The following is a 14,679-nucleotide window of genomic DNA, read 5'->3' as shown; positions in this document are numbered from 1 at the left end:
CGGCTAGCGGGCGGTGCTGCTGGTTCCGTCGGTGACCGTCCGGGCGGCGGCAGGGGCGGGGCCGCGGCCGAGGAGCGAGTCCAGGATCTCGCCGACCCTGATGGCGGTGTTGGACAGCAGTGACGACGTGATGCCGTGCGTGTGCTCCGTGCCGCCCTGGAGATAGATGCCGCAGCGCAGGTCGGGGTCGGTCGCGATGCGGTAGTCGCGCTCGACGCGGACGCGGCCCTCGTCGTCGCGCAGGCAGCGGTCCGCGACCTCGCCGAGCAGGGCGACCGGGTCGGCGGGGCTGTAGCCGGTGGCGAAGACCACGACGTCCGCGTCCAGGAGGGTCTCCTCCCCGGTGACGAGGGAGGTGACGGTGGCCCGCACCTTGTCGGGCGCGTCCTTGACCCCGGTGAGCCGGGAGACGTTGAGGAAGCGCAGGCGCTCGCTGCCGAGGACCTTCTCCTGGTACATCTGCCGGTACAGGTCGTCGATGAGGTCGATGTCCACCACGGAGTAGTTGGTGTTGCCGTGGTAGTCCATCAGCCGGCGTTTGACGTTCTCCGGCGCGGTGAAGTACTCGTCGACCGCCGCGGGGTCGAAGATCCGGTTGGCGAAGCTGCTGTCGTCGGCGGGGCTGTAGCCGTAGCGCGAGAAGACGGCGCACACCTCGGCCCGCGGGAAGCGCCGGTGGAGGTAGGCGACGTTCTCTGCGGCGCTCTGTCCGGCGCCGACGACGACGAAGCGGGAGGGCGCCTCGCCGTCCAACCCCTCGACCTTCGCCAGCAGTTCGGAGTTGTGCCAGACGCGCTCGGAGCGCTCCACACCGTCCGGCATGAGGGGACGCAGACCGGTGCCGATGACGAGGTTGCGGGCGCGGTGGACCGCGAGCCCCTCCGCGGACCGGACCGTCACGTCCAGGTGGTCCACCACTCCGTCGCGGACGACGGGCATGACGCCGACGACCTCGTGGCCGTAGGAGACCATGTCGTCGACCTTGCCGGCGGCCCACTCGAAGTAGTCGTGGAACTCCACCCGCAGCGGGAAGAGGTTCTTGTGGTTGATGAAGTCGATCAGCCGTCCCCGGCTCTGGAGGTAGCACAGGAAGCTGTACTCGCTGGCCGGGTTGCGGAGCGTCACCAGGTCCTTGAGGAAGGAGACCTGCATGGTCGCGTCGTCGATGAGCATGCCCCGGTGCCATCCGAAGCGCGGCTGCTGCTCGAAGAAGTGGGCGGTGACCGCTTCCTCGGGGGCGACGCCTGCGTTGTGCTCGCTGAGCGCGATCGCCATGGCCACATTGGACGGCCCGAAGCCGATGCCTATGAGGTCGTGGATCAAAGGGGCGTCGCCAGGACGAGCCTGTGCCATGTCACTCCCATCGTGCGGGCGGCCGCCCTGCGGGGAAGGCGGCCGTTGGTCGAGCATCGGGAAGTACGGAAGCCGGGGCACGCCGAAGAGCCGCGACCCGGAACTTAGGTAAGGCTAAGCTCATCCTGTGGAGCCTGTCCATAGAACAATTCGGACTGTCGGCATATGAGCTCCCGTCAATCCACCGCCAAGCAGGCCCCGTTGACCACTTAGGTAAGCCTTGCTTTACTGTCCAGGCCCCATCCCTGGCTTGAGGAGGAACCCCATGCGGGTCGTCATGTTCGGTTACCAGACCTGGGGGCACCGCACCCTGCAAGCCCTCCTGGACTCCGAGCACGACGTGGTCCTCGTCGTGACCCACCCCAAGAGCGAGCACGCGTACGAGAAGATCTGGAGCGACTCGGTCGCCGACCTCGCCGAGGAGAACGGCGTACCGGTCGTCATCCGCAACCGCCCCGACGACGAGGAGCTGTTCGAGCGTCTGAAGGAGGCCGACCCGGACATCATCGTCGCCAACAACTGGCGTACCTGGATCCCGCCGCGCGTCTTCGGCCTGCCGCGCCACGGCACGCTCAACGTGCACGACTCCCTGCTGCCGAAGTACGCCGGCTTCTCCCCGCTGATCTGGGCGCTCATCAACGGAGAGCCCGAGGTGGGCGTCACCGCGCACATGATGAACGACGAGCTCGACGCCGGGGACATCGTGCGGCAGGAGGCGGTGCCGGTCGGACCGACGGACACGGCGACCGACCTCTTCCACAAGACCGTCGACCTCATCGCCCCCGTCACCATCGGCGCGCTCGATCTCATCGCCTCCGGACAGACGGAGTTCACCCGACAGGACCGCTCGCAGGCGAGCTTCTTCCACAAGCGGTCCCTCGAGGACAGCCGCATCGACTGGAGCTGGCCCGCCGAGGACCTGGAGCGCCTGATCCGCGCCCAGTCCGAGCCGTACCCCAGCGCGTTCACCCACCACAGGGGCAGGCGGCTCGAGGTCCTGGCCGCCGTGGTCTCCCAGGGGCTCTACGGCGGCACGCCCGGCCGCATCTTCTACCGCGAGGGCGACGGCGTGGTCATCGTCGCCGGAGCCGACGCCCGCACCGGCCGCAACCACGGCCTGGCCCTCACCCGTGTCCGCACCGAGGACGGCCGTGAACTGCCCGCGGCCGAGTACTTCACCTCCATGGGCGGCTATCTGACCAACCAGCCCTGATTTCTGGGGGGTTGCGGGCCGGGAGGGTCGCCCCAGCCCGGCGCGCCCCCGCGTCGGAGTGCCCGTCAGACCGGAGGCCGGCATCCCCGTGGCCGGCGAGAAGGCGGCGGAGCATTGTCAGTGGCGGGTGGCAGCATCGGGCGTATGACGGACACCACGGCATTCGACTGGCGGTCCTTCCTGCTCCGGTGGAGCGGGGAGTGGGCGGATTCCCTGCCGGAGGACGAGACGCGGAGCGAGGACGACGAGGCCGCCCGGCAGGCGCGGTGGCTGGGTCTGCCGCCCGCGTCCGAGGAGCGGATCGCCGCCCTGGAGGAGCGCCTGGGCCGACGGATGCCCCCGTCGTACCGCGAGTTCCTCCGGGTCAGCGACGGATGGCGACATGCGGGCGGGTTCGTGTGGCTGCTCGCCGGGACGACGGACGCGCGCTGGCACGAGGACGCCTCGGGGCTCGCGGAGATGTACGAGGAGTACCTGGACGAGGACGCCGGGCCCGAGGAACAGTGGGAGGCGGACCTCTGGCGGCGCGGGCTGCAGCTCGACGTGGAATCCGACATCACTCACGTCCTCCTCGACCCCGAGGACGTCGACGAGGACGGCGAGTGGGCCGCGTACACCTGGGCGAGCTGGAGGGCCGCGCCACCGGAACGGCACGCGAGCTTCCGCGCGTTCATGCAGGACATGTACCGGGAGTTCCACAGCCTGCGGGCGCACCGGAGCGACGGGGAGCCTGAGTTCGCCAACGACACGACGCGCACCCTGGACGCCCAGGTCGAGGAGGCTCGCCTGGAGGCGCTGCGCGGTGACTGGGAGCGGGCCCTGCAGGTACTGAACCAGGCCAAGGGGTACGGCAGACCGCGGGCGGCGGGGCTGGGCGACCAGATACGCCGTCTGCTCGGCGACACCTCTTCGGTGTCCTTCGAGGACGTGGTGACGGACCACCGCTACGCGCTCGACCTGCTGCCGCCGCTGGTCGCCGAGCACGCGGCGCACACCTACCGGGACGACTCCACGCTGACCTTCTCCCTGCGCGGCGCCGACGAGGACCTCGTGTCCCTGGCGTACGCGACGCTGGATCAGGTGCGGAGCGGCACTTTCCGGTACACGGCGGCCGGACCGTTCGGGGAGGCGGTGGAGCGGGCGCGGGAGCTGGCCCGGTGGGGCGACAGCGACGGGGCGTGGCGGGCGCTGAGCAGCGCCCTGCCCCGGTGGGAGCCTCTGGGACCGGACCATCTGGCGCCGCTTGGGTGGCTGGCCGACCCCGTGCTCGGGCCGTTGCTGACGCCTGAGCGGGGCCGCGAACTGCTGTCCACGCCGAGGGGTGGACAGGGCGGCGATGTCCGTCGTCCAGCACCGGCGGCACCTCGGCCGGCGCGGCTCCGCGGTGACGGATCAGGTCCCTGAGGTCGGGCGGCATGGCGTCCCGGACCACCAGGCCGAACCGGTGCCGGGAGATCCGGGCGAACCCCTCGGCGCCGGTGACCGCCGTGTCGGCCACCCGGTAGCCGGCGAGCCGGAGCGTCATGGTGATCATTTACTTGCCTGACTTAAGCACCCCTGCGGGGCGCCGTGAGCTTGGCGTGGGTTCGCCGCTCACCCCCCGCCGCGAAACTGTGTAGCCCCACCACATGTGACCCTGATCTGGGCGTTCCTACGGTGTCCGGACGACCACCCGTCCCCACCGCACACGAGGAAGTGGCGCCCATGGCATCAGAGACCGCATCCGCTCCCCCACCCCCCGCCCGCCTCAGGCGCATCGTCGCCGCCAGTCTCATCGGGACCACCATCGAGTGGTACGACTTCTTCCTGTACGGCTCCGCCGCCGCGCTCGTGTTCAACAAGCTGTTCTTTCCGGACTCCGAACCGCTCGTCGGCACGTTGCTGTCCTTCCTGACGTACGCCGTGGGATTCGCGGCGCGCCCGCTCGGAGCGCTGGTGTTCGGGCACTACGGCGACCGGCTCGGCCGGAAGCGGCTGCTGGTGCTGAGTCTGCTGCTGATGGGCGGGGCGACCTTCGCGATCGGGCTGCTGCCGACGCATGCGACGGTCGGGGCCGCCGCGCCCGTGCTGCTGACCGCGTTGCGGCTGGTGCAGGGATTCGCGCTGGGCGGTGAGTGGGGCGGGGCCGTGCTGCTGGTGTCGGAGCACGGGGACGCGCGGCGGCGCGGGTTCTGGGCCTCGTGGCCCCAGACCGGCGCGCCGGCCGGGCAGTTGCTGGCGACGGGTGTGCTGTCGCTGCTGACCGCCGTGCTGTCGGACTCCGCCTTCGCCTCCTGGGGCTGGCGGATCCCGTTCCTCCTCTCGGGCGTGCTGGTGGTCGTGGGTCTGTGGATTCGTCTCTCCGTCGATGAATCGCCGGTCTTCCGGCAGGCGTTGGCGCAGGCCGAGGCCCGTCGGGCCGACCGGGCCTCCGGGTCCGAGAAGCTGCCGCTGGTCGCCGTACTGCGCCACCACTGGCGTGACGTACTGGTCGCGATGGGGGCACGGATGGCCGAGAACATCTCCTACTACGTCATCACCGCCTTCATCCTCGTGTACGCCACCACCTCCGCCGGTGTCTCGAAGCAGACCGCGCTCAACGCCGTGCTGATCGCCTCGGCGGTGCACTTCGCCGTCATCCCGGCCTGGGGCGCGCTGTCGGACCGGGTCGGACGGCGGCCCGTGTATCTGCTGGGTGCGGCCGGGGTGGGTCTGTGGATGTTCCCGTTCTTCGCGCTCGTCGACACCGGTGACTTCGGTGGCCTCCTCCTCGCCGTGACCGTGGGCCTGGTGCTGCACGGCGCGATGTACGCGCCCCAGGCCGCGTTCTTCTCCGAGATGTTCGCGACCCGCGTGCGCTACTCCGGCGCCTCCATCGGCGCCCAGTTCGCCTCGGTCGCGGCGGGTGCGCCGGCACCGCTCATCGCCACCGCCCTGCTCGCCGACTACGACAGCTCCACCCCGATCGCCCTGTACGTGATCGCCGCGGCCCTGGTGACCGTCGTCGCCGTGGGAGCGGCGAAGGAGACCCGGCACCGCGACCTGGCCCGGGTCGGGGCTTCCGAGGAGGCCGAGCTCGCGACGGCCCAGGAGGCCGGGGCCGTCTGAGCCCGCTCGCGTCCTCACCGGCCCCCGTACACCCGTACGGGGGTCAGTGCGCCGAGGGGGCCACCGCCAGTCGGCGCAGACGCAGGGCGAGCTGTATCTCCAGGGCGCGGCCGGGGCTGTGCCAGTCATCGCCCAGGAGGCGGCCGACGCGTTCGAGGCGCTGGGCCACCGTGTTCACATGGACGTGGAGTTCGTCCTTGGTGCGGGCCGGGCTCATCCCGCAGGCGAAGTACGCGTCCAGGGTGCGCAGCAGGTCGGTGCCGCGCCGCTCGTCGTAGGCGACGACGCGGCCGATGGTGCGGTCCACGAAGCCGGTCACATCGCGGTCGCCGGCGAGGAGCAGACCCAGGAAGCCGAAGTCCTCGGCGGCCGCGCCGTCCCCGGAGCGGCCCAGCAGCCGCAGGGCGTCCAGGCAGCGGCGGCCCTCCTCGTAGGCGGCGGCCACGGTGTCGGGGTGGGTGGTGAGGTCACGGACGGGGGCGGAGGCGCCGACGGTGACCGCCTCGTGGACGGCGGTGCCGAGGTGCCGGGCGGTACGGCGGGCCAGGTCGGTGGCGGTGTCGCCCGGTTCCAGGGGCAGCAGCAGGACCGTACCGCCGTCGCGGGCGGCGGCGAGGCCCTGCCGGGTCGCCGCGAGGTGGGAGGCGGCGGACCACAGGCGCCGGCGGGCGCCCGCCTCCTGGTCGGCGTCGGACGCGGCGCCGTCGAGGCGGGCGGCGAGGACGACATGGGTGGCGTCGAGGTCGGCGGACAGGCGCGAGGCCCGTTCGCGCAGCAGGCGGGGGTCGTGGTCGCGTGCGTCGAGCAGGTCGTCCAGCAGTTCTCCGCGGACGCGCTGTTCGGCCTCGGCGGCGGAGCGTCTGGCCAGGAGCAGCAGGGAGGTGACCATGGCGGCGCGCTCCAGGGTGCGCTGGTCGACGGGGTCGAGGCCGGGGTGCCCGCGCAGCACCAGCGCGCCGAGCAGTTCGCCTCCGGCGGCCACCGCGGCGATCCAGTCGTCGGCGTGCCGTACGGCGTGGCCCTCGGCGCGGGATGCCTCCAGTGCCCGGGCCGGTGCGGTCTCCGTGAACTCGACCGTGCCGTCGAGGACCTGGGAGACGGCGGCGGCCACGTCGTGCACGCCGCCGCCGCGCAGCACCAGCTCGGCGAGCCGGTCGTGGACGTCGGAGGCGCGCTCGATGACGGCGCTGCGGTCCTGGATGATCTCGTTGGCGTGTTCGAGGCCGGCGAGGGCCGAGCGGGTCTCCGTCAGGAGGTTGGCGGTGTCGATGGCGGCCGCCGCGAGCGCCGCGAAGGAGCCGAGCAGGGCGATCTGCTCCCGTTCGAAGACACGGGCGCGTCGGTCGGCGGCGAACAGCACCCCGATGACGTCCGGGCCGAGGGCCAGCGGCACCCCCAGGATCGCGACCAGGCCCTCGTCCCGCACGCCCGCGTCGATGGTCGAGGTGTGCCGGAAGCGGTCGTCGCGGAAGTAGTCGTCGGTGACGTACGGGCGGGCGGTCTGGGCGACCAGTCCGCCGAGCCCCTCCCCCATTCCGAGGCGCAGCTGCTGGAAGCGGGCGGCGACCGAGCCCTCGGTGACCCGCATGTAGGTGTCGCCCCGGGCGGGGTCGTTGAGGCTGAGGTAGGCGACGTCCGTGCCGAGCAGGGAGCGGGCGCGCTGCACAATCGCCCGCAGCACGGCGTCCAGGTCGCGCAGGCCCGCCAGATCGTGGGCCGTCTCGAACAGCGCCGACAGCTCGGCCTCGCGGCGGCGCCTGCCCTCCAGCTCCGCGTGGACGCGCAGCGCCAGCAGCTTGGCCCGCTCGAGTGCCGCGATCCGCTCGGCCGGCCGTCCCTCGGCGCGGGCGCGCAGCACCGGCCGTTCGTACGCCTCGGCGGCCGCGCCCCGGGCGAGCAGCTCGAGGAACGGCGCGTCGGCGTCGTGGGCGGTGTCGAGGGCCGTCGTGGTGCCCTTCGTGTGATCGCGGGACATGCCCACAGGATTCCTCATGACGGGCTCGCCCCGTCAGCCCTGTGGAAAACCCCGGAGGCCGATATCGAACGCGTGTTCAGTGCGCGGTCCAGCCGCCGTCGAGGACGAGCGAGGTGCCGGTGACGAAGGACGACCGGGGGCCGCAGAGGTAGGCGACGGCCTCGGCGACCTCCTCCGGTTCGATGAGCCGCTTGACGGCGCTGTCCTTCAGCAGGACCTCGGTGATCACCCGGTCCTCGGGGATGCCGTGGGCCCGCGCCTGGTCGGCGATCTGCCGCTGGACGAGGGGGGTGCGGACGTAGGCGGGGTTCACGCAGTTGGAGGTGACGCCGTGGGGCGCGCCCTCGAGGGCGGTGGTCTTGGACAGGCCCTCGAGGCCGTGCTTGGCGGCCACGTACGCCGCCTTGTAGGCGGAGGCCCGCAGTCCGTGGACGGAGGAGACGTTGACGACACGGCCCCAGCCCTGAGCGTACATATGGGGCAGGGCGCCGCGGATGAGGCGGAAGGGCGCCTCCAGCATCACGGTCAGGACGGTGTGGAAGACGTCCGGCGGGAAGTCCTCCAGGGGGCTGACGTGTTGCAGTCCGGCGTTGTTGACCAGGACGTCGGTCCCGGCGGCGGCGAGTTCGGCGGTGTCCAGGTCGGTGAGGTCCAGGACGTGCGGTTCGACGGTGCCCGGCAGACCGGCCGCGTCGCCGGCGAGGGCCTCGAGGCCCGTCGTGTCCCGGTCGACCGCCCGGACCTTTGCCCCGGCGGCGGCCAGCCGCAGCGCGCAGGCACGGCCGATGCCGCCGGCGGCGCCGGTGACGAGGGCGGTACGACCGTCGAGGTCGAGCGAGGGGGCCGGGGCCGGCCGCGGGGTGGTCATGACGCGACCCTAGGCGGCGCCCCGCCCTCGCCCCATGTGGTCAGCACCCACACTTCACTCGGAAAGGGTGGTCTCGAACCATGTGGGTGCGTCGGAGAGGGCCTGCTTGATCCGGAACAGCTGCTTCTCGTGCATCGGCGGCAGGGCGTCCACCTCGAACCAGCCGACCTCGAGGGACTCGTCGTCGTTGACCCGCGCCTGGCCGCCGGTCGCCCGGCAGCGGAAGGTGACGTCCATGAACTGGCACCGGTCGCCGTTGGGGTACTCGACCTGGCGCCCGGAGCGGATCAGGACGACCCGCTCGGGGACGCAGTGCACGCCCGTCTCCTCCTCGACCTCCCGCACGGCGCAGTCCGCCGGCTGCTCACCCGGGTCGGGGATCCCGGTGATCACGGTCCACTGGCCGTTGTCCGCGCGCCGTCCCAGCAGGACGCGTCCCTCGTCGTCGAGGACGACGGCGCTGACGCCGGGGAGCCACAGGAGCTGGTGGCCCGCGGAGGCCCGGATCTCGGTGATGAACTCAGGAGTCGGCATGGGCCGACCCTAACCGGACCGGCCCCCCGTCCGGAGGGACGACTCAGGCGTCCGCACCCCGCCGGGCCCGCAGGCCCGCGCCGATCGCCCAGCCCAGGCCGCCCGCGGCGACCAGCACCAGGGCCATCTCCGGGAGGATCCCGAGCCGGGTCGCGGGTGTCTCGGAGGACCGCAGCGGCACCTTCTGCACCAGGTTGTCCGCGACGAACATGCCGGTCCTCTGGGTGATCTTCCCGTCCGGCATGATGATCGCGCTGACACCGCTGGTGACGGGCACGGTCACGGTGCGGCTGTGCTCGACGGCGCGGACGCGGGACATCGCGAGCTGCTGGTAGGTCATCTCGCTGCGGTCGAAGGTGGCGTTGTTGCTGGGCACGGAGATGATCTGGGCGCCGTCGGTGACCTCGGAGCGCACCGCCCAGTCGAAGGCGGCCTCGTAGCAGGTGACCAGGCCCACCTTGGCGTCGTCCATGGTGAACACACCGGGCTTGGTACCGCGGCTGAAGTCCTGGCGGACCATCGAGGTCCACTCGCTGTTGATCGCGCCGATGAGCGAGCGCAGCGGGAGGTACTCGCCGAACGGCTGGATCTGCCGCTTGTCGTAGGTCTGGGTGGGGCCCTTCACCGGGTCCCAGAGGATCTGCTCGTTGTAGAGCCTGCCGTCCCGCTCGACGACACCGCCGACCGAGATGGGCACGCCGATGGCCTTGGCCGCCTTGTCGATGACGGCGGCCGCGTCGGCGTAGGCGAAGGGGTCGATGTCGGAGGAGTTCTCGGGCCACAGCACGAAGTCGGGCTGCGGCTTCTTGCCCGCCTTGACCTCGGCGGCCAGCCGTTCCGTCTCGCGCGCGTGGTAGTCGAGAACGGCGCGGCGCTGGGAGTTGAAGTCCAGGCCGAGACGGGGGACGTTGCCCTGGATGACGGCGACCGTCGCGGTGCCGTCCTCCGCCGTGTCGCTCACCAGGGCCCGCGAGGCCAGCGCCGCGCCGACGGGGACGGTGAGGCTGAGCAGGGCCACTGCGGCGGCCGACGTCCGCAGCTCACCCGTCCGCCTGCGGTCCAGGACCAGCCGGACCGTCTCGTAGAGACCGAAACCGCACAGGACGACGGCGAAGCCGAGCACGGGGGTGCCGCCGAGTGCGGCGAGGGGCAGGAAGACACCGTCCGCCTGACCGAAGGCGATCTTGCCCCAGGGGAAGCCGTGGAACGGCGCACGCGCGCGTGCGGCCTCACCGGCCGTCCACAGCGCGGCCGCCCACACCGGCCAGGCCGGCAGTTTCGAGACCTTGGCGATCCCGACCCCGACCAGAGCGATGAAGACCGCCTCGATGGCCACCAGGGCGAGCCAGGGACCGGGACCGACCTCGACGCCGGTCCACACCAGCAGCGGCAGCAGGAAGCCCAGACCGAAGAGGTAGCCGAGACCCAGCGCCGCCTTCCAGCTGCGGCCGCGCAGCACCCAGCCGAAGACGGCGAAGGCCAGCAGGGCCAGCCACCACACCGTCCGTGGCGGGAAACTGACGTAGAGCAGCACTCCGGCGAGTGCCGCCGCGACGGCGGGGAGGAGGCGCAGAAGTCGCGCGCGGCGGGAAACCGGCGTGGCCTGGGGCTCGAGCTGGTCGGGCTGGCCCACGGAAGTTGCGGTGGCGGTCACTCCGGGAGTGTACGGCGGGTCACCTTTCGGCCGACAGCGCGGTCCGCGGGCGCACGCCGTGACAACCGCCTCGCGCACAACCCGGGCACGGCTCATCCACAAACAACCCCCTCAGCCGTTACGGTGTGCCAGAGCCCCGTTCGCACAGACGTCCGGGGCGGTACTGGCCGGGGGCGACCGGGTTCGGGGGGTCTGGTGGGGTCCACGGGTTCCACGGGGATGACGTCGGTGTCCGGCTCGGACGCCGACGGGGAGAGACGGAACGTTTCCGACGCGGCCGGGGTGGCCGTGCTGGGGGCCTGCGCCGCATGGTCGCTGGTCAGCGCGGCCGTGCACGGCGGGCGGCCCGAGGGCGTCCTGCTGGCGGTGCTGGCGGTGGCGGCCGGATACGCCATGGGGCGGATCTGCGGTGTGCTCCTTCCGGTGGCCGCGCCGACCGCCGCCGCGCTCACCGGCCTCACCCTGACCGTGGCGCTGCCACGGCTCGCGCCGGGGCCCGAGATCGCGGCACCGCTGGGCCACGCGGGTGCCACCGCCGCGGTGCTGACGCTGTCGGCCGGTGCCGCGTGCTGCGCCGCCTGGGCGACGCCCGTGCCTTCGCTGCGGCTCGCCCTGCGGTCGGCTGCCTGCGGCGCCGTGGTCGCGGGGGCGGCCCTGGGGTCGGTCACGGCGGTCGTGACCTGCGGTGCCGTCCTGTTGTGCTCACTGGCCGCGGGCCGTATGCCGCACCGGGGCCCGGCGCTCGCCGGCCTCGCCCTCACGACGGCCTCGGTGACCGGTCTGACCTGGGCGATCGCCGGGAACGCCCTGCCCAAGGGGCTCGCCTCGTCCCTGGAGGACCAGCTCACACCGCACCGGGTCAACCTCTGGCGGGACGCCCTGCACCTCGCGCACGGCGACCCCGGGCTCGGCGTCGGACCGGGCCGGTTCGGGGAGCTGAGCGCCACGGCGGCGCAGTCGACGCTCTCCGACGGCAAACCGCACTCGGCGCCCCTGCAGCTCGCGGCGGAACAGGGCGTCGTAGGAGTGCTGCTTCTTGCCGCGGCCTACTGCTGGGTGCTGTACGCCCTGTGGCGTGCGCCCCGTCCCACGCCGGTGGTCCTCACGGCGGGGGCCGCCCTCACCGCCCTCGCGGCGCTCGCCTCGGTCGGCAACGCGCTGAGCTTCACGCCGGTGTCGGTCGGTGCGGGCCTCCTGGCGGGCCTCGCGACGGCCCGGCCGCTCACCGACGAGCCGGTGTCCGGGCTGCCGACCGGATCGAGCAGGCAACGCGACCGGCCGGCCGTCTGACGTCCGGACGAAAGGGGGGTCAGACGGCGGGACCGGGCGTCCGCGCCCGCAGCCGCGCCTCGATCGCCTCCACGGCGGACTCGGCCTCGTCCACGGTGATCGTGAACGTGTGCCCGTCCCACAGCCGCAGCACCACACCCTCACCACGGCGTACGACGACGGCGGTGCCCTTCTCCGGACGCCAGCGGTAGCCCCAGCCGCCCCAGTGACGCGGGGTGACGTGCGGTTCGAAGTCGGCGCCGACCACATGGGCGAGCGGGATACGGCGACGCGGCACGCCGATGTGCCCGCAGCGCACCTCCAGCACGTCCCGCTCGAGCTTGAGGTCGACGTGGACGAAGGCGAGGGTGCCGAAGAGGACCAGCAGTCCGGCGGCGATGCAGCCGACGACGGACATGACGAGGGGGACGGTGCCGGACGTCCAGGCGGAGTCGACGGCGAGCTCGATGCCGAGCGCCATGCAGGCGGCGCCGACCAGGGCGAGCAGCCACTGGAACCGGTTGGTGGCACGGCCGGTCCAGACGTCGGGATGCGGGGTGTCCTCGCCCGGGGGGTGAACGTGGGAGTGGTCCCTCATATACATGAGGTTACTCAGGTTTCCCTGCGCGGGTAGGGCGTCGCACAGGGTCACTGCGCCGAGTGGGCGGTGTTCCGGACAGGGTCTACGGACGGTGACCGCCGCTCACGGGGCGGGGCTGACGCTCTGGAGCAGCCGGCCCTCCGCGTAGGCGAGGGCGGGCTGCGGAAGGCCGCCCTCCCGGCCGCTGAGCAGGATGGTCACCGAGCCGAGGCCGGTCGCTCCGGGCTCGGGCCGGGCGCCGATGCGGCGCAGGGCCTGGGCGGCGACGGCACCGGCCGAACCGTGCAGGACGAGGTGCTCCCCGTCGGGCGGCCGGACCGCGGTGCGGATGCGGTCGGCGACGAGCTCGTAATGGGTGCAGCCGAGGACGACGGTCGTCACGTCCTCGGGGGTGAGGGCGGCGGCCGCGGCGACGGCGGAGGCGATGGCCGTCTCGTCCGCGTGCTCCACGGCCTCGGCCAGGCCCCAGCAGGGCACCTCGGTGACGGTGACCCCGGCGGCGAAGTCCTCGATCAGGCCGCGCTGATACGGGCTGCCGGTGGTGGCGGGGGTGGCCCAGATCGCGACGGGGCCGCCGCCGGCCGCGGCCGGCTTGATCGCGGGGACGGTGCCGATGACCGGGATGCCCGGCTCGAGGCGGGCGCGCAGGGCGGGCAGGGCGTGCACGGTCGCGGTGTTGCAGCCGACGATCAGGGCGTCGGGGCGGTGGGCGGCGGCCGCCTCCGCGACGGCCACGGCACGTGCGGTGAGGTCCTGCGGGGTGCGCGGGCCCCAGGGCATGCCGTCGGGGTCGAGGGAGAGCACCAGATCGGCGTCGGGTCGCAGACGCCGTACCGCGGCGGTGGCAGCCAGCAGCCCGATTCCGGAGTCCATGAGCGCGATCTTCACCCGGCCACGATAGACGATGTGCTCCTGCGGACCGGCGGGGTGGGGCAGACTGCGCGGGTGAGCGCCGTCGTGTGGATCGCCGCCGTGTCCCTGGCCGCCTGGGTGTGGCTGTCGCTCTGTCAGGGCTTCTTCTGGCGCACCGACGTCAGGCTGCCGGCCCGCCGGGACCCCGAGGAGTGGCCACCGGTCTGTGTGGTCGTCCCCGCGCGCGACGAGGCGGCGGTGCTGCCGGCGAGTCTGCCGTCGCTGCTCGCGCAGGACTATCCGGGCCGGGCGGAGGTGTTCCTCGTCGACGACGGCAGCACGGACGGCACCGGGGAGCTGGCACGGACGCTCGCGCGGCGGCACGGCGGGCTGCCGCTGACCGTCGGTTCGCCGGGTGAGCCTCCGGCGGGCTGGACCGGGAAGCTGTGGGCGGTGCGGCACGGCATCGCGCTGGCACGCGCGCGTGAGCCGGAGTACCTGCTGCTGACGGACGCCGACATCGCGCACGCGCCCGACAGTCTGCGGGCGCTGGTGGCGGCGGCGCGCACCGGGGGCTTCGACGTCGTGTCGCAGATGGCGCGGCTGCGGGTGGAGAGCCGGTGGGAGCGGCTCGTCGTGCCGGCGTTCGTCTATTTCTTCGCCCAGCTCTATCCGTTCCGCCGGATCGGGCGGCGCGGGGCGCGGACCGCGGCGGCGGCGGGCGGCTGTGTCCTGTTGCGCGCCGAGACGGCCGAGCGGGCGCGGATCCCGGAGGCGATCCGGCACGCGGTCATCGACGACGTGGCGCTCGCGCGCGCGGTGAAGCGTTCGGGAGGATCCGTCTGGCTGGGGCTGGCCGACCGGGTGGACAGCGTGCGCCCCTATCCGACGTTGCACGACCTGTGGCGGATGGTCTCGCGCAGCGCCTACGCGCAGCTCCGGCACAGTCCGCCGCTGCTGGCCGGTACGGTGCTGGGTCTGGCGCTGGTCTACCTGGTGCCGCCCGTGGCCCTGGTCGCCGGGCTCCTCGTCGGCGGTACGTCCGCCGCGCTGCTGGGCGGTCTGGCGTGGCTGCTGATGACCGGGACGTACGTACCGATGCTCCGTTACCACCGGCAGCCGCTGTGGCTCGCGCCGCTGCTGCCGTTCACCGCGTTCCTCTATCTGTTGATGACGGTGGATTCCGCGGTGCAGCACTACCGGGGGCGCGGCGCGGCCTGGAAGGGCCGCACCTACGCCCGTCCGGACACGGTGGCCGACGAGAGCTGAGGTC

General features: G+C 72.7%; 11 protein-coding genes and 1 pseudogene. 5 read left to right on the top strand and 7 right to left on the bottom strand.

Annotated features, from left to right (window positions below; translation table 11 throughout):
- Window positions 1–3: 3 nt before the first annotated feature.
- A complete protein-coding gene (locus OG852_RS42360) occupies window positions 4–1,353 on the bottom strand; it encodes a lysine N(6)-hydroxylase/L-ornithine N(5)-oxygenase family protein (RefSeq protein WP_330350646.1) in 1,350 nt (449 codons plus the stop codon).
- 265 nt (window positions 1,354–1,618) lie between these two features.
- On the opposite strand from OG852_RS42360, the gene OG852_RS42355 reads away from it, so the two are divergent.
- The 3 genes and pseudogenes from OG852_RS42355 to OG852_RS42345 all read left to right on the top strand — a co-directional run bounded on the left by OG852_RS42355 (window position 1,619) and on the right by OG852_RS42345 (window position 5,653).
- Complete coding sequence (locus tag OG852_RS42355) at window positions 1,619–2,566, top strand: methionyl-tRNA formyltransferase (protein ID WP_330350645.1); 948 nt, start codon at window positions 1,619–1,621, stop codon at window positions 2,564–2,566.
- A 144-nt stretch (window positions 2,567–2,710) separates the two neighbouring features.
- Window positions 2,711–3,937 (top strand): annotated as a pseudogene (locus OG852_RS42350) (SMI1/KNR4 family protein); the annotation flags it as partial.
- Between the two features lie 333 nt (window positions 3,938–4,270).
- Window positions 4,271–5,653 (top strand): MFS transporter, encoded by a 1,383-nt coding sequence (locus OG852_RS42345; RefSeq protein WP_133913279.1) that lies wholly within the window; start codon window positions 4,271–4,273, stop codon window positions 5,651–5,653.
- Window positions 5,654–5,696: 43 nt separating this feature from the next.
- On the opposite strand, the gene OG852_RS42340 is transcribed toward OG852_RS42345, so the two are convergent.
- From OG852_RS42340 to lnt, 4 genes are all read right to left on the bottom strand, one after another.
- Window positions 5,697–7,628, bottom strand: a complete 1,932-nt coding sequence (locus OG852_RS42340) for a helix-turn-helix domain-containing protein (protein WP_330350644.1) — start codon at window positions 7,626–7,628, stop codon at window positions 5,697–5,699.
- Window positions 7,629–7,704: 76 nt separating this feature from the next.
- Window positions 7,705–8,496 (bottom strand): 3-hydroxybutyrate dehydrogenase, encoded by a 792-nt coding sequence (locus OG852_RS42335; RefSeq protein ID WP_133913058.1) that lies wholly within the window; start codon window positions 8,494–8,496, stop codon window positions 7,705–7,707.
- A 54-nt stretch (window positions 8,497–8,550) separates the two neighbouring features.
- On the bottom strand, window positions 8,551–9,030 hold the full coding sequence (locus tag OG852_RS42330) for an NUDIX hydrolase (RefSeq protein WP_133913057.1): 480 nt from the start codon (window positions 9,028–9,030) through the stop codon (window positions 8,551–8,553).
- Window positions 9,031–9,073: 43 nt separating this feature from the next.
- Entirely contained in the window at window positions 9,074–10,684 is a 1,611-nt protein-coding gene (gene lnt / locus OG852_RS42325) for an apolipoprotein N-acyltransferase (RefSeq protein ID WP_133913056.1), read from the bottom strand.
- Window positions 10,685–10,903: 219 nt separating this feature from the next.
- Here lnt and OG852_RS42320 point away from each other — a divergent pair, with 219 nt between their 5' ends.
- Window positions 10,904–11,974 carry an O-antigen ligase family protein gene (locus OG852_RS42320; RefSeq protein WP_133913055.1) on the top strand — a complete coding sequence of 357 codons (1,071 nt, stop codon included), beginning with the start codon at window positions 10,904–10,906 and terminating at the stop codon, window positions 11,972–11,974.
- A gap of 19 nt (window positions 11,975–11,993) precedes the next feature.
- Here the strand turns inward: OG852_RS42320 and OG852_RS42315 are convergent, their stop codons facing one another.
- Together OG852_RS42315 and OG852_RS42310 are read right to left on the bottom strand one after the other, a co-directional pair.
- Window positions 11,994–12,551 (bottom strand): hypothetical protein, encoded by a 558-nt coding sequence (locus tag OG852_RS42315; protein ID WP_330350643.1) that lies wholly within the window; start codon window positions 12,549–12,551, stop codon window positions 11,994–11,996.
- 105 nt (window positions 12,552–12,656) lie between these two features.
- Window positions 12,657–13,442, bottom strand: coding sequence for an aspartate/glutamate racemase family protein (locus OG852_RS42310; protein WP_208117172.1), 786 nt, complete (start codon window positions 13,440–13,442; stop codon window positions 12,657–12,659).
- A gap of 39 nt (window positions 13,443–13,481) precedes the next feature.
- On the opposite strand from OG852_RS42310, the gene OG852_RS42305 reads away from it, so the two are divergent.
- Entirely contained in the window at window positions 13,482–14,675 is a 1,194-nt protein-coding gene (locus OG852_RS42305; RefSeq protein WP_133913277.1) for a glycosyltransferase, read from the top strand.
- The last annotated feature ends 4 nt before the right edge of the window (window positions 14,676–14,679 follow it).

The organism is Streptomyces sp. NBC_00582, assembly GCF_036345155.1.
Taxonomy (GTDB): domain Bacteria; phylum Actinomycetota; class Actinomycetes; order Streptomycetales; family Streptomycetaceae; genus Streptomyces.
Note: the sequence above shows the minus strand (reverse complement) of the source record. Positions and strands in the feature narration are given on the sequence as shown.

What these genes read in the sequence shown, in the direction of transcription:
- OG852_RS42315 (WP_330350643.1), bottom strand. Translation starts at nt 12,551, where the DNA reads ATGAGGGACCACTCCCACGTTCACCCCCCGGGCGAGGACACCCCGCAT.
- OG852_RS42340 (WP_330350644.1), bottom strand. Translation starts at nt 7,628, where the DNA reads ATGTCCCGCGATCACACGAAGGGCACCACGACGGCCCTCGACACCGCC.
- OG852_RS42345 (WP_133913279.1), top strand. Translation starts at nt 4,271, where the DNA reads ATGGCATCAGAGACCGCATCCGCTCCCCCACCCCCCGCCCGCCTCAGG.
- OG852_RS42360 (WP_330350646.1), bottom strand. Translation starts at nt 1,353, where the DNA reads ATGGCACAGGCTCGTCCTGGCGACGCCCCTTTGATCCACGACCTCATA.
- OG852_RS42355 (WP_330350645.1), top strand. Translation starts at nt 1,619, where the DNA reads ATGCGGGTCGTCATGTTCGGTTACCAGACCTGGGGGCACCGCACCCTG.
- OG852_RS42320 (WP_133913055.1), top strand. Translation starts at nt 10,904, where the DNA reads ATGACGTCGGTGTCCGGCTCGGACGCCGACGGGGAGAGACGGAACGTT.
- OG852_RS42335 (WP_133913058.1), bottom strand. Translation starts at nt 8,496, where the DNA reads ATGACCACCCCGCGGCCGGCCCCGGCCCCCTCGCTCGACCTCGACGGT.
- OG852_RS42330 (WP_133913057.1), bottom strand. Translation starts at nt 9,030, where the DNA reads ATGCCGACTCCTGAGTTCATCACCGAGATCCGGGCCTCCGCGGGCCAC.